At 60.0% G+C, this 18,809-nt stretch carries 19 protein-coding genes; 10 read left to right on the top strand and 9 right to left on the bottom strand.

The window, feature by feature from the left end:
* Positions 1–53: 53 nt before the first annotated feature.
* A complete protein-coding gene (locus ACP8IT_RS04015; RefSeq protein ID WP_005279919.1) occupies positions 54–1,556 on the bottom strand; it encodes a S1C family serine protease in 1,503 nt (500 codons plus the stop codon).
* Between the two features lie 319 nt (positions 1,557–1,875).
* Between ACP8IT_RS04015 and ACP8IT_RS04010 the strand changes: the two genes are divergently transcribed.
* Complete coding sequence (locus tag ACP8IT_RS04010) at positions 1,876–3,249, top strand: MFS transporter (protein ID WP_023028532.1); 1,374 nt, start codon at positions 1,876–1,878, stop codon at positions 3,247–3,249.
* A gap of 176 nt (positions 3,250–3,425) precedes the next feature.
* Here the strand turns inward: ACP8IT_RS04010 and rpmF are convergent, their stop codons facing one another.
* Together rpmF and ACP8IT_RS04000 are read right to left on the bottom strand one after the other, a co-directional pair.
* A complete protein-coding gene (rpmF, locus tag ACP8IT_RS04005; protein ID WP_005279913.1) occupies positions 3,426–3,599 on the bottom strand; it encodes a 50S ribosomal protein L32 in 174 nt (57 codons plus the stop codon).
* A 15-nt stretch (positions 3,600–3,614) separates the two neighbouring features.
* Positions 3,615–3,884 (bottom strand): type B 50S ribosomal protein L31, encoded by a 270-nt coding sequence (locus tag ACP8IT_RS04000; RefSeq protein WP_005279912.1) that lies wholly within the window; start codon positions 3,882–3,884, stop codon positions 3,615–3,617.
* A gap of 513 nt (positions 3,885–4,397) precedes the next feature.
* On the opposite strand from ACP8IT_RS04000, the gene rpmB reads away from it, so the two are divergent.
* From rpmB to ACP8IT_RS03970, 6 genes are all read left to right on the top strand, one after another.
* Positions 4,398–4,634 (top strand): 50S ribosomal protein L28, encoded by a 237-nt coding sequence (rpmB, locus tag ACP8IT_RS03995; protein ID WP_005279911.1) that lies wholly within the window; start codon positions 4,398–4,400, stop codon positions 4,632–4,634.
* Positions 4,635–4,636: 2 nt separating this feature from the next.
* Positions 4,637–4,801, top strand: coding sequence for a 50S ribosomal protein L33 (gene rpmG / locus ACP8IT_RS03990; protein ID WP_005279910.1), 165 nt, complete (start codon positions 4,637–4,639; stop codon positions 4,799–4,801).
* A gap of 3 nt (positions 4,802–4,804) precedes the next feature.
* On the top strand, positions 4,805–5,110 hold the full coding sequence (rpsN, locus tag ACP8IT_RS03985; RefSeq protein WP_005279906.1) for a 30S ribosomal protein S14: 306 nt from the start codon (positions 4,805–4,807) through the stop codon (positions 5,108–5,110).
* 15 nt (positions 5,111–5,125) lie between these two features.
* Entirely contained in the window at positions 5,126–5,380 is a 255-nt protein-coding gene (rpsR, locus tag ACP8IT_RS03980; protein WP_005279904.1) for a 30S ribosomal protein S18, read from the top strand.
* Positions 5,381–5,712: 332 nt separating this feature from the next.
* Entirely contained in the window at positions 5,713–6,495 is a 783-nt protein-coding gene (locus ACP8IT_RS03975; protein WP_490290439.1) for a putative nucleotidyltransferase substrate binding domain-containing protein, read from the top strand.
* A 111-nt stretch (positions 6,496–6,606) separates the two neighbouring features.
* Positions 6,607–7,326 (top strand): TetR/AcrR family transcriptional regulator, encoded by a 720-nt coding sequence (locus ACP8IT_RS03970; protein ID WP_005279901.1) that lies wholly within the window; start codon positions 6,607–6,609, stop codon positions 7,324–7,326.
* Between the two features lie 60 nt (positions 7,327–7,386).
* Here the strand turns inward: ACP8IT_RS03970 and ACP8IT_RS03965 are convergent, their stop codons facing one another.
* The 5 genes from ACP8IT_RS03965 to ACP8IT_RS03945 are packed head-to-tail and all read right to left on the bottom strand — an operon-like array spanning position 7,387 to position 12,994.
* Positions 7,387–8,001, bottom strand: a complete 615-nt coding sequence (locus tag ACP8IT_RS03965; protein ID WP_023030851.1) for a hypothetical protein — start codon at positions 7,999–8,001, stop codon at positions 7,387–7,389.
* A gap of 32 nt (positions 8,002–8,033) precedes the next feature.
* Positions 8,034–8,999, bottom strand: a complete 966-nt coding sequence (locus tag ACP8IT_RS03960) for a hypothetical protein (RefSeq protein ID WP_284636145.1) — start codon at positions 8,997–8,999, stop codon at positions 8,034–8,036.
* 31 nt (positions 9,000–9,030) lie between these two features.
* Positions 9,031–10,563 carry a bifunctional phosphoribosylaminoimidazolecarboxamide formyltransferase/IMP cyclohydrolase gene (gene purH / locus ACP8IT_RS03955; protein ID WP_474901760.1) on the bottom strand — a complete coding sequence of 511 codons (1,533 nt, stop codon included), beginning with the start codon at positions 10,561–10,563 and terminating at the stop codon, positions 9,031–9,033.
* Between the two features lie 27 nt (positions 10,564–10,590).
* A complete protein-coding gene (gene purN, locus ACP8IT_RS03950) occupies positions 10,591–11,199 on the bottom strand; it encodes a phosphoribosylglycinamide formyltransferase (RefSeq protein ID WP_474902716.1) in 609 nt (202 codons plus the stop codon).
* A gap of 22 nt (positions 11,200–11,221) precedes the next feature.
* The gene (locus tag ACP8IT_RS03945) at positions 11,222–12,994 is read right to left on the bottom strand and encodes a cell division protein PerM (RefSeq protein WP_490290438.1); all 1,773 of its coding nucleotides are present in this window, start codon (positions 12,992–12,994) and stop codon (positions 11,222–11,224) included.
* 519 nt (positions 12,995–13,513) lie between these two features.
* Here ACP8IT_RS03945 and ACP8IT_RS03940 point away from each other — a divergent pair.
* Both ACP8IT_RS03940 and ACP8IT_RS03935 read left to right on the top strand, forming a co-directional pair.
* Positions 13,514–14,269, top strand: coding sequence for a M23 family metallopeptidase (locus ACP8IT_RS03940; RefSeq protein ID WP_023017615.1), 756 nt, complete (start codon positions 13,514–13,516; stop codon positions 14,267–14,269).
* Positions 14,270–15,073: 804 nt separating this feature from the next.
* Positions 15,074–15,832 carry a M23 family metallopeptidase gene (locus ACP8IT_RS03935; protein WP_023017614.1) on the top strand — a complete coding sequence of 253 codons (759 nt, stop codon included), beginning with the start codon at positions 15,074–15,076 and terminating at the stop codon, positions 15,830–15,832.
* Here ACP8IT_RS03935 and pcrA read toward each other — a convergent pair.
* A complete protein-coding gene (pcrA, locus tag ACP8IT_RS03930; protein ID WP_237792108.1) occupies positions 15,829–18,372 on the bottom strand; it encodes a DNA helicase PcrA in 2,544 nt (847 codons plus the stop codon). The genes ACP8IT_RS03935 and pcrA overlap by 4 nt on opposite strands.
* Positions 18,373–18,469: 97 nt before the next feature.
* Between pcrA and ACP8IT_RS03925 the strand changes: the two genes are divergently transcribed.
* Positions 18,470–18,793 (top strand): chorismate mutase, encoded by a 324-nt coding sequence (locus ACP8IT_RS03925; RefSeq protein ID WP_005279891.1) that lies wholly within the window; start codon positions 18,470–18,472, stop codon positions 18,791–18,793.
* Positions 18,794–18,809 lie beyond the last annotated feature (16 nt).

The following is an 18,809-nucleotide window of genomic DNA, read 5'->3' as shown; positions in this document are numbered from 1 at the left end:
TTCAAAGAAACGTCGGGGGCGCAATGCGGACACGGCGCGGGCTGCGTTTTAATCTACTCGCCTGTCAGGGTTACCTCTACCTGACGAGTGTCATCCGAATGTCCATCGGATACTTCCAAGGTGACGGTCGCACCGAAGTCCTGGGAACGCGCGGCAGCGATAAGCGCATCGGCGTTTTCAATCAGCCGGTCATTGACGCGGGTGACGATATCGCCCTGTTTCAAACCTGCTTGATCCGCTGGCCCCCCTGGCTCGACCTCTGCAATGCGCGCGCCATTTCCGTCATCGCGCGCCAGGACCTTAACCCCCAAGGTGGGGTGGGTTACGTGGCCTTTATTGATGAGCTCATCAGCCATGCGCTTGGCAAAGTTGGAAGGAATGGCAAACCCGAGGCCGATAGATCCGCCCTCACCCGAGGTCTTATCGGACAACGATGCAATCATCGAGTTCATACCAACGATATTGCCCTCCATATCCACCAAGGGACCACCGGAGTTGCCGGGGTTGACGGCGGCGTCGGTCTGGATGGCATCGATAAGCGAGGACTCGCCACCCTGCTGAGATGCGCGCACCGGGCGGTTCTTCGCGGATACGATGCCGGAGGTCACCGTGGCATTGAGGCCGAGCGGCGAGCCGACGGCGACTACCTCTTGGCCAACCGCAACCGCATCCGAGTCGCCGAATTGCAGGTGCGGCAAGTCGTGCACGTCCTTGATCTTGATGATGGCAACATCCGTATTGGCATCGGAAGCCACGAGATCGGCTTCGTGCTTGCTGCCATCGTTCAAGGTGACCTGCATGATGCCGCCTTGCTCTGCACCGGCGATGACGTGGTGGTTGGTCAAGACGTAACCATCAGGAGAAATGATGGAACCGGAACCTTCCGCAGCCGAGGTCCGAGTCGCAGTCTGAATGGATACCACGGCCGGCAAAACCTTAGCCGAAACCGCTTCCACCGAGCCCTCCTCCGGTTCCTTACCCATACTATTGGCGGCCGGTTTACTATTGAGCGCCTCATTGACCACGGACGTACCGCTACTGGACTGGTTCTTGCCCACGACCACACCGGTAATGGAACCTGCAGCGATTGCCGCTACCGCAGCAATTGCCGTCGCGGCACCCAGCCCGATCTTCCTTTTCTCCTTTGACTGCGGCGGCAAAGGCGTTACCCCAGGCACGGGCGGCTGGCCAGGCTGGTTATTCGCAGGCCCCTGCTGGGAGTAATCGCCCTGCTGGGTAGCGAAGCTAGATGTTTCCTCCTGCCCGCGGGTAGCACCCGGCTGAGTGCCACCAAAAAGGCGATTACTGGGCGGGGTGTGCTGCGCGTGCCACGGTGCCTCGCTCCCGTGCGCGGAGGCTTGTGCCTCCTGCTCGTTGATGCGCGGCTGGTTCCAGCCTTGGGAATAGGTTCCGTTGGAATACGCGGATCCAGAATCCTGTTGGCCGCCGCGCGGCTGGTTATATGGCGTCTGCCCGTTACTCGTGCCGTAGGGATCCTGCGGGACACCGTGCGACCCACCATTATTGCCGCGGTTGTCATCATTCCTCATGTTCATAGGAACACTATGCCTCGCTTCGCTTAGTCACAACTTAAACTATTCTGCCAACCTACTAGAAGTTCCTGTGAAGTTACTGTAGGCGATAAGCTGGTCAAACTCACCACATTTGACGCCCTCTTGGCACTCGCACGCGACTGCACCATCACCCCTATTAAGCATTCTTCCATCCTTCAGCGCGCACTGCTGTAAACAGAATCACCGGGGCATAAAATCGATCCACCATCAGGTTAGTGTACCTTTATATTTAACTTAGGGTTAGCTTAGTTTTAACTTTAAGTTAATTTCGTTGAACCTTTTACGACCCAAGGAGTAGGCAGTGTTGACATGGCTCAAATCTCCCCGCCCACGCCCTCAATTACCTAAAGAGGACGTTGACAAGAAATTCCCCCGGCTTCGTTTCCAGGTCTTTATGGGAATCTTCCTGGGTTACGCGGGCTTTTACCTCATCCGCAATAACATCTCCACCATCGCGCCGCTGCTGCTGGAAGATAACGGGACCATCGACAAGCCTGCAATCGGCATCATTAGTAATGCCGTGCTGATTTCTTATGGCTTATCCAAGTTCTTTTCCGCCATGCTCGCGGACCAATCCAATGCGCGCTATTTCCTCCCCATCGGGCTGAGCCTGTCCGCGCTGATGAACCTGATAGTCGGATTCGTCCCGTGGGTCTCCGCATCCGTAGGCGTCTTTGCCACCGTCATGTTCCTCAATGGCTGGTTCCAAGGCATGGGGCACCCGCCATGCGGCCGCGTCATCGTGCAATGGTTCTCCACATCCGAGCGCGGTTGGAAGGGCTCGCTGTGGAATACCTCGCACAATGTGGGCGCAGGCGTATTACCGCTGCTGGTAGGCGTCGGCTTGGCGATGACCGGCAATCAATGGCAGGTAGCCTTTTGGCTCCCCGCCGTCGCGGCGCTGATCATCGCGGCCTTAGCTTTCTTGCTCATCCGCGATAACCCGCCTTCAGAAGGACTGCCGACGGTCGATGAATGGCGCAATGATCCCGCCAAAGTTGCAGATATCCAGCGGCAAGAAGGTGATGGAATCTCCACCAAGGATCTCATTTTCAAATACGTCCTGCGCAACCGCATCATTGTCCTCTTGGCGGTCGCCAACGTATTTGTCTATGCACTGCGCTACGGCGTGCTCAACTGGATTACGACGTACCTCGCCGAAGTCCACCACATGAACATCAACTCCGGCTTGGTCGCCTTCGGCGCCTTCGAGCTCGCAGGCCTCCTGGGCACCATTCTCTGCGGCTGGATGTCCGATAAGCTCTTCCACGGCAACCGCTCTAAGGTCATCTTGATCTTTATCTTGGCTACGGGCCTGTCCATCGCCGGCTACTGGCTGGCCCCCGTAGGAACCCCGTTCGCGATCATGGTTATCTTCATCGCGCTCATCGGTGCCTTCATCTACGGTCCGGTTGGCCTCATTGGCTTACAGGCCCTCGACCTCTCCCCGCGCAATGTGGCAAGCACCGCCTCCGGCTTTACGGGCCTTTTCGGTTACCTGCTTGGTGCGACGCTCGCCTCCACCGGTGTGGGCTACCTGGTCAAGTACGCCGGCTGGAATGTCACCTTCATGGTCTTCCTGCTCTTTACCGTCCTCGTTTTGGCTATCTTCCTCTTTATTAATAAGGAAGAAGTCCGCCTCACTGAGGAACGCAAGGCCGCGCTTGAGGCATAAGCCTTCGACTTAGGAGCACGCGCTATTACTGCGCACTCTCCTTACACCGCCTGCCACCCACCCGGGATGGCAGGCGCTCTTTATTGCCCATCACCGGTGCCTAAAAAGGGCCTAAAACATCACAACCCCTCGCAGTTGCCAATAAGCAACTGGGAGGGGTGAGACTGAAAGCAGGCTTAGAACTGCTCTACGTCAACCAGGCCGAGCTTAGCGGCCTTGACCAGGCGGCGCGGGATGCGCACGGTCTGACCATCGATGGTGACTTCCTGGAGGGCGACGTTGTCAGCCTTCCACTGGGAACGACGTGCGTGGGTGTTCGCACGGGACTTCTTAAACTTAGGAGTTGCCATTTTCTCTTCTTCTCCTTACGCGTTCTTCTTCTTGCGGCGAGCCATGGCACCGAAGCGCTGGTTGAAGCGCTCGACACGGCCAGCGGTATCCATAACGCGCTGTGCACCAGTCCAGAACGGGTGGGACTCAGCAGTAACGTCAACGACGATGAGCGGGTACTCGTTGCCGTCTTCCCACTCAACGGTGCGAGAAGAGGTAGCGGTGGACTTGGTCAAAAAGGAGTGACCGGTACCAGCATCGCGGAAGACCACTGGGTGGTAATCTGGGTGGATGTCTTTCTTCATAGATATTCCCTCAGGGTTGGACTACGGGTCGGTTCCGCACACTGAATTATGGCGGTACGGATCGTGCCCGAGTTGGGATGTACAGTTACAGCTCGCCCGGCGCCACTAAGCGCGCCGACCGATAACCTGAATTATCCTACATTCCACCGCCATATATACGAAATTGCTCACCTGTGGCAACCACAGTCGCCACAGGCGCACATCTACGCCCCATTCGTTATAGTAAGCTTTCGAACCTCCCCAATGCGTTGGGCAGTGCTGCTCAATCATCGACGCAAAGCCGACAAGTTAATGCGCGGGGCTATCGCGGCAGCGATTAGGTATATCGCGAGTAAGGCTGTAAGATTTGCTCTTGCTGTTGTCAAAATATACGTATTACGCCCCGTCTACTGGTTTTTGACGACGATGCCGCACCTGCTCACACCTCACTTTTTGAGCACTGCCACCCTCACACGGCAGTCGGCACGTAGTCGTTTATAGCCACGATGTGGGCGGCTAGGAGAAAGAAGACCCATGTCGGCTATTTGCCAGGTAACGGGCCGCAAGCCGGAATTCGGCAAGCAGGTCTCGCACTCGCACCGCCGCACTTCGCGCCGTTGGAACCCCAACGTGCAGCGTCGTCGCTACTACCTGCCCTCTGAGGGCCGTACCATTACTCTGAATGTTTCCACCAAGGGTATGAAGATCATTGACCGCGACGGCATCGAGTCCGTTGTTGCCAAGATCCGCGCACGTGGGGAGAAGATTTAAGTATGGCACGTAACGATATTCGCCCAATCATCAAGCTGAAGTCCACTGCGGGCACCGGTTACACCTACGTGACCCGTAAGAACAAGCGCAATAACCCGGATCGCATCACCCTGAAGAAGTTCGATCCGATCGCCCGCAAGCACGTCGAATTCCGCGAGGAGCGATAATTCATGGCTAAGAAGTCCAAGATCGCTAAGAACGAGCAGCGCAAGGAAATCGTCGCCCGCTACGCGGAGCGTCGCGCTGAGCTCAAGAAGATCATCAAGAACCCGAACACCCCGGATGAGGAGCGTTTGGAGGCTCAGTTCGAGCTGAACCGCCAGCCTCGTGACGCTTCCCCAGCCCGCGTTCGTAACCGCGACGCAGCCGATGGCCGCCCGCGCGGTTACCTCCGCAAGTTCGGCCTGTCCCGTGTCCGTATGCGCGGCATGGCTCACCGTGGTGAGCTGCCGGGCGTTCGCAAGTCCAGCTGGTAAAGGGGTAATTGCACAATGGCTAATAAGCGCAATAACCAAAAGAAGTTCCGTATGGAGCAGAGCCGTCGCCCGAAGAAGAACCCTTTGAAGGCTGAGGGCATTGAGAAGGTGGACTACAAGGACACCAAGACTCTGCGTCTATTCATCTCGGATCGCCACAAGATCCGTTCCCGTCGCGTCACCGGCTTGACCCCGCAGCAGCAGCGTCAGGTTGCTACCGCAGTCAAGAACGCACGCGAAATGGCTCTCCTGCCGTTCACCACCCGCTAAACAGTAGCTGGGTATCAACAGCGCACTTTTGCCGCTGGCAAGTGTGACACGGTAAAAGAACCATAAACTTTCGCCGCCCACCTTTCGAGGTGAGGCGGCGAAAGTCGTTTTAGTAGTCTAATTTCGCGCAAACCGCAACCGCCACACCCACGTTCCAGCACCAGCAAGAAAGCTTCGCCCCGCAGACCCACAGCACCCAGTCTGGGCGGCACCCGCTGCACACTCCCCCGAGCGCTACTGCGCTATTGCATAAGTGTTACATTTATAGCAATCCTGCGCCGCACAACTTTTAGATGCGCACCGCTTTGCAATGAGTGAAAGGCAGTGACTGTATGGCCCTGCATCAATCCCTTCTCGATCTTTCGGACCTTGCTCCCCATTGCCAGTCCCGGGCAACCGCTCGCGGCTTATTGGCGGAGGCACAAGATGTCTTGCGCAACGCGGTAGCGCACCAGGACGATGAGATTGAATTAGCCAACTGGTTTTCGCGGCTGCTGACAGATATCGTGCGCGCGCCAGGCGTGGATGCGGATATCCGTTTAACCGGTGCGGCCGCGCGTGGGGATCAGCTGCCCAGCATGCCCATCGAGTGGATGGGAGAAGACGGCGATTTGGAGTCCGTCTTTCGCGATGTCGGGCTAGAGGTGCACCAAGCAGCCGATTCAATGGCAGCGCGCGTCGATGCCGGCCTACCTTTAGGCCGCGGCGGCGAGCAGGCTTTGCTGGAGGAGGCGTTGGCCCAGCGCCCGCCGCTTCTTCAGCGCGTTGGCGGTTTGCCCGATCGCAGCGCGGCCGTAGATATTAAGTCCATGCTGTTATCCCCCATCGCCGCCATTGCGCGCTGGGCGGCACCGGGTCCGCGCCCCACGGTCGATCGCCTCGCCATTGGCCAAGAACGCGGGATGCTCACAGCAGAGGACGCAGAGACCTTGGACCTTGCATGGCGCACGGGGTATTCGGTAGAAATGCGGCGCTGGTTCGATAATGTGCACGGCCGCGAATCCATCCTGCAGGACCTGCCACCGCTGGAGCGCACGGCCTACGGCACGGCCTGCCGCATGGTATCTGCGACCTTCGAGTCCATCTCCCAACGCACCGCGGATGGCGCGAATTAGAATCGCCACAAAGTTCTTCTGCCACGCATGCGGTCCGCGCTGGCGGGCTGCAGGGCTGTAGAGTTATTGAGTAAAAGCATTTTCTGCTGAGAGAAAGGAGGCGTCCGCCGCATGTCAGGAAACGTCGGTAGGCCGCGTAAACATAGCCCCCGCCGCAGAGGCAATAGCGCCCGGGAAGAGATTTTGGACGCCTCCTCAGAGTTATTTACCACCCAGGGCTTTGCCACAACGTCGACTCACCAAATTGCGGACGCGGTAGGCATCCGCCAGGCATCGCTGTACTACCACTTTCCTTCCAAGACGGAGATTTTCCTCGCGCTGCTTAATTCCACCATCGAGCCTTCGCTGGAGCTTGCCGATGAGCTGGTGGATTCCGATGCCGAGCCGGAGCAGCGCCTGTGGTCCCTAGTCGCCGCGGAATCGCGCCTTCTGCTCACCAGCGGTTGGAATGTCGGCCGGTTGTACCAGTTGCCGGTGGCCAATTCGCCGGAGTTTTCGGAGTACCACAGCTCCCGCGAGCGGCTGCAGAGCCACTTCCGCACCACCGCCGCCGCCATTGTGGGCGATGCGGATCCGCGCATCGAATTGCCCTTCCACATCGCGCTATCTGTCATCGAGATGCGCCCCAATAACGGCACGCCTCCCTATGCCGCGGCCCAGTCGGTTCCGGAGACTGCCGCCATGCTTGCCGATGCCGCCCTTGCCGTCCTCGGCGCCACCGTCCCCGAGGACGCCGAAGCCATGACGCTTGAGCTGCTAAAGAACCGCAATGACTCGATCTCTGCGGCTGCGGCGGCGGCAGCGGACCGCAAAAAGAAAAAGTCTCGCTAACCTATTCCTTGTGGCATCGTTAACCGCTTCCTTGTAGCGTCGCTAACCACTTACTAGTGGTTAGCGTTGCCAGGAATCATCAAAGTCCGCGGTGGCAGCCAAGCCGCCGCCCTCGCGCACGCTAATGCCGCTGGGGGTTACGACGATGGTCGAGGGCGAGGCGTCCACGTAGTAGTTACCGCCGTCTTGGCCAATGATTGACCCAGTAAATTCGCCACCAAAGATGGTCGAGCGGTACGTCAGGACGTTTCCCTGGTTCTCACAGATAATGGCCCTGCCGTCAGGGCCTTTGCCGGCAAAGACGACGCGTTCATAACGGTGGCAATTGGCGTAGGTATTGGTATCGGTCCACCCGTATTCACCTAGGCCGTCGATGAGTTCATTTCCGCCGCCATTAGTGGTCTTCGGCGGCTGTGCCTGTTCTTGTTCGGTCTCGGTCACCGTCACCACGGGTGGTTCTTTCTTTTGGGTTTCCGGGGACTTTGTCGCCGTAGAGGTTTCTTCGGTGGAAGTCTCCGTCGTACTTTCGACGGTGGTCATGCCGCCATCGCCGGAAAAGTCGGGCTGATCCCCATCCGTGCTACTGCTGCAGGCGCTTAAAACGATGCCCGCGGTCGCTACCGCGCCGAGGTGCAGCCCCCAACGCAAACGAGGAGTTAATTGAAAGTGCGGCATGATAAGTCCTTTCTCATAAGCCGGAAGTGGGGCTAACAAGCTGGGGTGGGCCAAGCTATTTCGGCCTTGGAGAGATCGAGCGCCATGCCCGAAAGTAATGGTTGGGCGGAGGCGTACTGACCATCCGGGGCCGAGGCGATGAGTGCTACCGCCACCTCGCGGCCGCCGATGGTGGCAAGACCCATCTGCCGCACATCATAGCCGCCGGCGGTATCTGGGCCCCAGCCGCCTTTGAGGGCGGCCCCCTCTAGGTTGCGCAGGCCATAGCTTTGGGCGGGGTCGGGCGTAGACATCGCGGTGAGGATGGGTTCGGCACCGTTGACGCAGCGCAGCTTTGCCATGAACGCGGCCTGGTCGCCCACGCTCCACTGCGTTTGCCCGAAGGCGCTAAATTCCGGGCGGGTGACCTGGCTTTGTACCTGGGTGGTGGTATCGCCGGCCTCGGCAAGCACTTGTTGCGCGGCCTGGGCGGCTTGCGCTCCGCCGCCGAGCGCGTCCCAGGCGGATTGCGCCGCCGCATTATTGGAATAGGTAATCGCAGATGTCACCACGTCCGGACCGATGAGCCCTGCGCGATGGGCCGCGATGAGCACCGGCACCTTGGAGGTGGACCAGGCGGTTTCGGGCGCAGTGCGCCCGGCGGCAACGGTAGTGGTACCATCCGATACCGCGATGCCTACATTGCCGTAGTTAGCGGCGATGCGGTCGAGCTCGCGCTGCAGGTCACCAGCCACAGCCGCCCCGCCATCTTCGGCAGCTTTCGCGGCATCGGATTGGGCATCAGCCGGCGCAGCCTCATCCTGCGCTGCGGCATCGCGAGGGCTATCCGCCGTATCCGCCGCGCTCTCCGCGGGGCGCGACGTTTCCTGCTTGGCGATGCCCGGCTCTGATTCCGTACCCTGCTCGCCCTGCCCGCACGCGCTAAGACACAGCGCCCCCGCCACAAGTAGGCCGCCGAGCGCCATGCGTCTCGGTGCGGTGCGGGTTGGTGCGAGCATGGCCAGGATCCTTAGGTTTCAGGCGCTATCGCTAGTGAGCGAAGTGGCGGGTTCCAGTGAGATACATCGTAACACCAGCGGCCTTAGCTGCCTCGATAACTTCTTCATCGCGGATGGAGCCGCCGGGCTGGACAACGGCTTTGACGCCGGCATCGAGAAGCACCTGCAAGCCATCGGCGAAGGGGAAGAAGGCATCGGAGGCGGCGAAGGAGCCTTGGGCGCGGTTGGTGGCATCGGCAAGCGTATTGGCGCGCTCGACCGCAAGCTTGGCGGAATCCACGCGGTTGACCTGGCCCATGCCCACGCCCACGGTCGCATTGTCCTTAGCCAGCAAAATCGCATTGGACTTGACCGCGCGCACCGTGCGCCAGGCGAACTCGAGCTGAGCCAAGTCCTCGTCACTCAGGGCTTCGCCCGCTGCTAGGGTCCAGTTTTCGGGCTTATCGCCCTCGGCCTGGTAGGTATCCGGCTCTTGGCGCAGCACGCCGCCGGAGATGTACTTGCGCTCCTCGCCTTGTTCCTCTGGCTCGGCCAAAAGCACGCGCAGGTTCTTCTTGCTCTGCAGGATCTCCAGCGCCTTATCCTCATAGGCGGGCGCGACGATGACCTCGGTGAAAATGCCCTTGACCTGCTCAGCCATCTCTACGCTGACCTCGCGATTGACAGCGATGACGCCGCCAAATGCGGACATTGGGTCACAGGCATGCGCCGCGCGGTGGGCCGCAGCGATGGACTCATCCGATACGGCGATGCCGCACGGGTTGGTGTGCTTGATAATCGCCACGCAGGGGCGCTCGTGGTCCCAGGCCGCGCGCCAGGCAGCGTCGGCGTCCTGGTAGTTGTTGTAGCTCATTTCCTTGCCGTTGAGCTGCTTGGCATTGGCCAGGCCCTTGGTGCCAATCCGGGTCACGGTGGCGGCCTGGTGAGAGTTCTCGCCGTAGCGCAGCGAGGTGGTCTCCTCGCCATCGCTGAGCTGGTCCACGAACCATGCGGAGACCGCCGCATCGTAGTTTGCGGTGTGGAGGAAGGCATCGCGGGCGAGGCCACGACGCTGGTCAAGGCTAAAGCCACCCTCCTCAACGGCCTGGGTTACCTCGCCGTAGCGCGCCGGATCTACGACCACGGCAACGGACGGGTGATTCTTGGCCGCCGCGCGCACCATGGAAGGCCCACCGATATCGATCTGCTCCACGCATCCATCGAAGTCCGCGCCGGAGGCGACCGTTTCCTGGAAGGGGTACAGGTTCACCACGACGAGCTGGAAGGGCTCTACCTCAAGCTCGTTGAGCTGCGCCAGGTGGTCTTCCTTGCGGGTATCCGCCAGGATTCCGGCGTGCACGCGCGGGTGGAGCGTCTTGACGCGGCCTTCCAGGCACTCGGGGAAACCGGTGAGCTTTTCTACCGGGGTGACCTCGATTCCCAGGTCAGCAATCTTCTTGGCGGTGGAGCCGGTAGAGACGATCTCTACGCCTGCCTTATCAAGTGCGCGGGCCAGATCCTCCAGCCCCGTCTTGTCGTACACGCTAATGAGTGCGCGCTTTACCTGCTTGCGGTCTTCGCTCATGAGGAGGATTAAGCCTTTCGAAAAGTCTTAGTCTGCGAGTTGAATAAAAAGTTCCTCGCCGCGGGGCTGCGCCGCGCGCAGCACATCGACGATGAGTTCGCGCTCTACCTTTTTAATGCGTTCGTGGAGGCTGGCCTCATCATCATCTGCCCGCACGGCCACCGGCCGCTGCGCAATGATGGAACCAGTATCCACGCCCGCGTCCACGAAATGGACGGTAGAGCCTGTGACCTTCACGCCGTATTCCAACGCATCGCGCACCCCGTGCGCGCCCTTAAACGCAGGCAATAACGCCGGGTGGGTATTGATGGTGCGGCCTTCGAAGCGGCGGAGGAAGCCCTCCCCCAAAATCTTCATAAAGCCTGCAGAAACAACAATGTCTGGCTGCGCAGCAGCTACTGCATCAGCCAGACATGTATTCCATTCGGCACGGTCCGCACCCATTTCCACGATCTCGGTATCGATACCGCGTTCTCGGGCGCGTTCAATACCTCGACACGGTTTATCCGCCACCACTTTCACCACACGGTAGTGCTCATCCTGGGCATCCAAGATGGCTTGCAAAAGCGAGCCCGTCCCAGAGACAAGCACGACAACTCGTAGGCGATCAGTGGCAGCAGTAGCGCGTGGTGGCATCGGTGAAGTCACGCGCTATAGCCTAGTCCCTCCTACCGCTTTCAGTAGAATCTGCCGCGTCAGGGTTGCCCTCATCTGCGTCCTCTTCCACGAGTTCGCCTTCCAGGATCTCGGGGGCTTCAGCCGCTTCGCGCTCGCTGCTTTCCGATGCCCCTTCTTCCCCACCATCTCCCGCAGTACTCTCCGCGTCATCGCCGTCGTCGCTGTCTTCAACGACCTCCCCTTCGATGACCTCGTCGACGGTGTCTGCGGTGTCCGTGGATTCTGCGGCAGCGTCATCGTCGTCGGCTGCATCCTCTGTTTCTTCTGCAGCGGACTCAGCGGCGTCGCCGTCACTCGATTCCGATTCGTTCTCGTCCTCGTCCGTTTCGCTCTCGTCCAAATCGGCATCAGCATCGTCGCCGTCAGCCTCGTCGGCCTCGGCCTTGTCCGCGTCAGATTGTTCTGCGTCAGTGGTGTCCTCAGAAGCGGTATCTTCTGCCGACTCTGCAGCGTCTTCTGAATCCTCTTCGGAGGCCTCTGCCTCTGCGACCTCCTCCGCCGAAGACTCTGCCTCCGCTTCGGCCGCGCGGGCGTCGCGCCAGTTCATAAGCGCAAAGGCTGCCGCGACGGCCAAGCCCACGACGGCGATCCATAGCGCGGCAAGGCCAGCAGCAGTCCACAGGTGCGGGCCGGTGTGGCCGTAATAGCCAAGCGTGCCGCTAACCAGATAGCACGCGAAGAACATGATGACCGCGGTAGCCACCGTGGCCGCGAGCACCTTCTGGAAGGACGGGCGCTTCTTATACAAGGACATCGTCGCCGCGATGAGGGGAACCACCATGAAGACGACCGCCCAGCCGGGTGAGGACGCTGGGATGCCGCCGGTAATAGGCAGCGGCGGCAGCGGCACAAGGTGGGTGCTAAAGAGGCTTACCTGCGCCTCCCCTGCCGAAAACTCCGAGCCCACCAGCACTGCCCCGGTGCTGACGATGGCGTTGGGGATATACAGCAGGCTCAACAGGATGAGGGTGAAAACGCCCAGCCCAGAGATGGAAGGGTACTCATCCATCATCTCCCCCTGGCGCGAGAAGTTCACGATGAAGATGAGCACGAAGACCACGGTCGCGCCAATGGCGAGGTAGGCGAGGTAGCGCAGGGCGATAAGGGCGGCATCGACAAGCAGCGGCGGGGCACCATAGCGCTTGGCCAAGGCGCGCCACAGGCGGGTACCCATGCCGGCTGCCATCGCCGCTAGGTGCACGACGATGACGCGAGCAAGCGCAGCAGCGAGGTTCGGCGGGGATACGTCGAAAACCTTGCCGGCATCCCACAACATCACCCAGGCAATGCAGGTCAGTACCACCGGCACGCCCACCACACAGGCGACAAAAATCGCCAGGTCCTTCACGCTGACCTTGTGTTTTACCGCGGCGCGCACGCGCACCGCCACCACCGTGGCGAGGATGAGGGCGGGCAAGGCCGGGAGGAACGACAGGTCCACCCCGGCCGCAGATACCGGCGCGAGGTTAAAGACCATCCACGCTTCCGCCACGATGGTCGGCAGCCACGCAAGGGGCGAGCCAAAAAGCAAAAGCGCGCCGAATGCGAGCGCCACAATAATAAGGACGACAATAATATTCGGCAGGACCGCCGACATGAATAATTGGCGGATGCGCCCCGCCTTCGTCAGCGGGGCCGGCGTGCGACGGGCCTTCGCCTTCGACCCAGCTTTGCGGGCGACGCGTTCTGCGGAATTATGCGGCTTCTGCGTCGCAGTGGCATGCGGTGCACGAGGGGCGCGCTCTGTCTGCACTGTCCGGCCCCGCGCCTGGCTACGCGGGCGGGGCGTTGACCGAGATTGGGGGCTGGTGTTTTTGTTCATCGGCGTCCACTTTGCCACCTTTTGCCCGCGGTAGCGGGGTGGCGCGACGAGGCGCCTCCAAAATCACCGTGGACTTGTTCAGTAACTACTGTAGACATATATATAAGGAATAAAGTTTTAACTCTTATCCCCCACTGGTCACAGTAATTACATGCCGTTGCATTTCCATGGCAGGACGTTACAGTGCACCATTACAGCTTCGGGGCTACCGCGGGGGGCTTAGTTTTAAGAGATTTATATCGCACTATGCGCCACAACTTTCCATAACGTGCCTGCATGTAGGCTTATTCCAGACCGGCGCGAGAAAAAATTCATTTTTGGCTTGCTGTTATCTTTTTGAGACGCTACTGTTACATCTCGTTGGTAACAAGAAGGTCACAATCTCGTAACTAACCCAGAGACGGTGTAACGCTCTTTTTGAAGATTGTGAAAGACACGAAAGAAGATTTAATGCGAAGCAAAGTTCAGCGTGGCGCCGGCCGCCATCGCAAGATTGTCACCTCGCAGACCACCAAGGGTCGTATCGCTGTCATGACCGTTGCAGCCGGTGCCGTGTCCACCGCCGGCGTAGGCGGCGCAGCTGCCGCTAACGTTGAATCCGACAACGCTGCATCTTCCACCACCACGACACAGTCTGTTGACTACAAGCTTGCCGCTGATACTTCCGAGGTCAACAACACCCCAGCCGGCTCCTCTGATGCTGCACCGCAGATCCTCAACGTGGCTGAGGCAAAGCCGGTTACCAATCTGGTTGACCAGCTGAGCAAGTCCATCCAGGCTTCCGCTGACCGCGCCGCCGAGGACCTTGCCGCTCGCGCTCCTTCCATTGCTCGCCCCGCTGAAGGCGCCTTCACTTCCGGCTTCGGCCCGCGTTGGGGCTCCTTCCACTCTGGCGTGGACATCGCCAACGCCGTTGGCACCCCCATCCTTTCCGTCATGGACGGCACCGTCATCGATTCCGGCCCAGCCTCCGGCTACGGCCAGTGGATTCGCATCCTCCACGATGATGGCACCATGACCGTCTACGGTCACATGCAGACCCTCGACGTCGCCGTGGGCGAGCACGTGCACGCCGGCCAGAAGATCGCCGGCATGGGCTCCCTGGGCTTCTCCACCGGTTCCCACCTCCACTTCGAGGTTCACCCGAACTCCGGTGACGCCGTTGACCCACAGGCATGGCTGGCCGAGCGAGGCATTCAGCTCTAAGAGCCTTCTTTCCTTCTTGTTAAAGCGCCGCAGATAACCTCTGCGGCGCTTTTGCTATGCCTAGACCCCAATAAGCTCCACTCGCCCGCAGTCCCCACGACAAGCCCCCTCGTGCGGAGCCACAGCCCCACCTTCGCCCGCCAGAGGCGATCTCCGCGATTGAGATAGTTCTACCTCACCCAGAGGGCGGATTGCGAACCAAAGGGTGCTAGAGAGCCGCACAGCCGCCCTCCAGGGCCCATATGAGCCCCTAGGGTCCCCATAGCCGCCCAAGCCTCCACATCGCGGGATTAGGGCCCCTCCATTCGCCCTGAGCGCCGTTGAACCGCACGAGAGCACATACACGCGGTACCGGGAATTATCACCGGGCGCGCGCCGCCATAAAAGAGCCGCCAATGCAGCCCTCAAAATATCCCCACCGACTGCCAGTTAAGTCCAGCATCCAGCCTTGTCGCAGGTAGATGGCAGTTTTCTAGCTTGGTGCCAGTAACCCCCCTCTCCTCACCCCCGGCAGTCACCCCCAGAGCTTAAACCAGTACTTCAAACCCGCAACTTTGACCACTTTCGTAACACGCGCAACAAGCTGGCATGTTCGAAACTTTTCGAATAAACGCCTTTTCTACCAGCATTTTTACAGATTGCGCGGCCTCTATGGGCAGGCTAACTTTTAACTCGTTGCCACAAGCGAACGCCAAATGGGGTATTTCCATTCCTCGGCGTGTCGCAGAGGGCAGTTGAAAGACGCCAAACCTTTAAGGTTTGCGCGCCTCGAGACCATGCACAGCCATGAAAAGGACTTAAACTATGAAGCGCATGAACCGCGCACGCAGGAATGTAGCGCTAAGCATCGTTACGCTTGGCACCGTTTTTGCTACCGGCACCTCCGCTTTTGCTGCTGATCCAGTGGCCAGCGTGGACGTTTCCAATGGCTCCTCTGAGCCGCAAGCCACCAACGTTGATAACGCGGGTGTTATCGATGCCGCCGTCGGCTTCGCAAACGCCGCCGCCGGCGTGCTGACCGGCAAAGACGTCCCGGAATTTAGCCAGAACGAATCCGGCGGGATCAACATCGTCTTGGACCCCTCCTCCGTTCCGGGCCTGCGGGAAGCCTTCGCTCCCGAGGGCGACCGCTCTGGGCTGACCCCTCAGCGCAGTCGCGATGCTGCCGGCAATACAGTGGTCTTTCCCACCTCCGGCACATTGACCTCAGGGTTCGGTATGCGCTGGGGCGCGATGCACAACGGCATCGACGTGGCTAACCCAGTCGGCACCCCGATCTACTCCGTCATGGACGGCACGGTCATTAACTCCGGTCCGGCACAGGGCTTCGGCAACTGGATTCGCATCCAGCACGTCGATGGCAGCATCTCTGTCTACGGCCACATGTCCGCCAGCTCGCTGCGCGTGAACGTGGGCGACCACGTTTCTGCGGGCGACCACATCGCGGACATCGGCAACGAGGGCCGCTCCACCGGCCCACACCTGCACTTCGAAATCCACCCAGGTGGCGGCGCGGCCGTTGACCCAGTGGGCTGGTTCAACGAGCGCGGGATCTCGGTCTAGAGCTTTTCCATCGGCACACCACCGATGAGCATGAGCCGCACCTTGCCGGAGGAACCAAAGTCCACGGTCACCGTGGCGCGGGCACCGGAACCGGCCGTTTCAATTACGGTTCCGAGCCCGTACTTGGCGTGGTTGACGCGGTCCCCCACAGCAAGGTTGAGGTTCTTATTCTTCGGCATGGAATTAGCTGCAGGCTGGCGAGTGCGTTGCGAAGGGGAAGACGTAGCGCGCTGGCCAAACCCAGCACCCCCACCACCGGAATAGGCGCCACTAGAACCGCGGCGATAGCTCCGGCCATATTGATAGTCATCGGCTCCCCAGGAACCGGTGAGGTCACTATCGGAATCTTCTCGCCGCCAGTCGATGAGATCCTCTGGGATCTCGGCGAGGAAGCGACTGGCGGGATTGGTCACCGGATTGCCCCACGCAGAGCGCAAGATGGCGCGCGTGAGGTACAACTTTTCACGGGCGCGGGTGATGCCCACATAGGCCAGGCGGCGTTCTTCGCTTAATTCCTTCGGGTTACCCAGTGAGCGCATGTGCGGGAATTGGCCGTCCTCCCAGCCGGCGACAAAGACGACGGGAAACTCCAAGCCCTTGGCCGTATGCAGGGTCATCATGGTCACTACCCCAGTCTCAGAATCCGGGATCTGATCCGCATCTGCGACCAGGGAGACCTTTTCCAAAAAGGCCTGCAGCGAGCCCGGCGCGGCTTCGCCTTCTTCTAATAGCTCATTGGGATCGACGGCATCCGCCCCGGCTGCGGCCAGCTGGTTGGCGGCCTCTGAGGTAAATTCGCGGGCCACGGATACCAGCTCATTGAGGTTATCGAGGCGCGCGCCGTCCTGCGGGTCGTTGGAATTTTCTAGCTCCGCCTTATATCCGGTGGCATCCAGGATGGCGGTGAGCAGTTCGCCCAGATCGGGCTGGCCGGTCACCTCATCGCGCATGCCGGGGATTTGTGCGCGGATGCCATCCATCATGTCGTTGAACTTGGTAACGGCATTGACGGCGCGGGTGCCAAGGCCGGGGACGTCGCCCCGGGGGACATCGGCAAGCGCCTTGCCAAAGCTTATCCCCTGGTTCTCCGCGTGCAGGGCAATCTGGCCCTGGGCCTTATCGCCGATGGCACGTTTGGGGACGTTGATGATGCGGCGCAGGCTCACCGTATCGTCGGGGTTATCCATAATGCGCAGGTAGGCCACCATATCGCGGATTTCGCGGCGCTCATAAAAGCGCGTTCCGCCAACAACCTTGTAGGGAATGCCGGAGCGAATGAAGATATCCTCCAACGCGCGGGAGGCATTATTGGTCCGGTACATCACGGCGATATCGGAATAGCTGTGGCCCTTATCCGCCAGCGCGTCGATCTCTGCGGCGATAAAACGGGCTTCATCGTGTTCGTTATCCGCCACATACCCCACGATGGATTCGCCATCGCCGTGCGCGGTCCACAGGTTTTTCTCCCGGCGGTTCTCGTTTTTCGCAATCACGGCATTAGCCGCGTTCAAGATGGTCTGCGTGGAGCGATAGTTCTGCTCCAATAAGATGGTGTGCGCCTGCGGGTAGTCGCGCTCGAATTCCTCGATATTGCGGATGGTGGCGCCGCGGAAGGCATAAATGGACTGATCGGAATCACCCACCACGCACAACTCTGGGGCATCAGGACCCAGCTCGCCCTTGCCCACGAGCGCTGCTACCAGCGCGTACTGGGCGTGGTTGGTGTCCTGGTACTCATCAATGAGCACGTGCTTAAACCGCCGGCGATAAAACTCCACTACCTGCTTGTGCTCGGTGAAAATGCGCACTACTTCCCCGATGAGGTCATCAAAGTCCACCGCATTGGCCGCGCGCAGGCGGCGCTGGTACTCGGCGTAGACATCCGCCACGGTGGTCTCAAAGGGGTTCTTGGTCTGCTGCGCCTTGTCGGCTGCCTCGGCCGGGCCCACGAGCTCGTTTTTGTGGTTGGAGATCTGGTTGGCCAGCACGCGCGGGGTGTATTTCTTCAGATCCAGCTGCATATCCTTGGCAATCATGGATAGAAGCCTGCGGGCATCGTCGCCATCATAAATGGTGAAGTTGGTATTAAGCCCCGGCACGAGCTGGGCGTTCTGGCGCAGGATGCGCACGCAGATGGAGTGGAAGGTGGATACCCACATGCGCTCGGCCACCGGACCGACCAGGGAACCCACGCGCTCCTTCATCTCTGCGGCGGCCTTATTGGTAAAGGTAATGGCGAGGATTTCCCACGGGTTTACCCCGCGGTGGCGCATGAGGTACGCGATGCGGCGGGTAAGTACCGCGGTCTTGCCAGAACCCGCGCCGGCGACAATCAGCAGGGGCCTGCCGGTATGGGTGACCGCCTCTAATTGCTGTGGATTCAAACCTTGGGTTAAAGGATCGGATTCCGCGGGCCTTGGCGTGCTGCCAAAGGGGTTCTGCGGCTCGGGCTGGCTAGGGGCGAAGCCGCCGCGGGAAGCAGCACCGGATACGGGTTCGCGCGGGGTAGAAGTTGGGCTAAATGGAGAGTTATTCGTCATAATGCCTACCAACCTACTAGCCCCACCGGACATGGCCCGTATTTGCGGCATACACTGCGCTTTCTAAATACCTAACCAAGTGGCACAATAAGGGACCATGACCGCTGAAGATAATGAATCCATCGTTGACAATGGCTTGGATATCCGCACGCCCACCGGCACGGATGATCCCCTATCTGATGCGGAAATCCAGCAGTATCGCGAGGAAATCAACCGCCTGGATCAGATCATCTTGGATGCCGTCAAACGCCGCACCGAGGTCTCCCGCGCGGTGGGCCGCACCCGCATGAGCTCCGGCGGCACGCGCTTGGTGCACACCCGCGAGATCGCCATTCTCAATGAGTTCCGCGCGGAACTTGGTGAGGAAGGCCCCACCATCGCCTCTGCTTTGCTGCGCATGGGGCGCGGCCGCCTGGGCTAAATCCACCACTCAACCC

It is taken from the genome of Corynebacterium sp. LaCa_23 (genome assembly GCF_058182375.1).
Note: the sequence above shows the minus strand (reverse complement) of the source record. Positions and strands in the feature narration are given on the sequence as shown.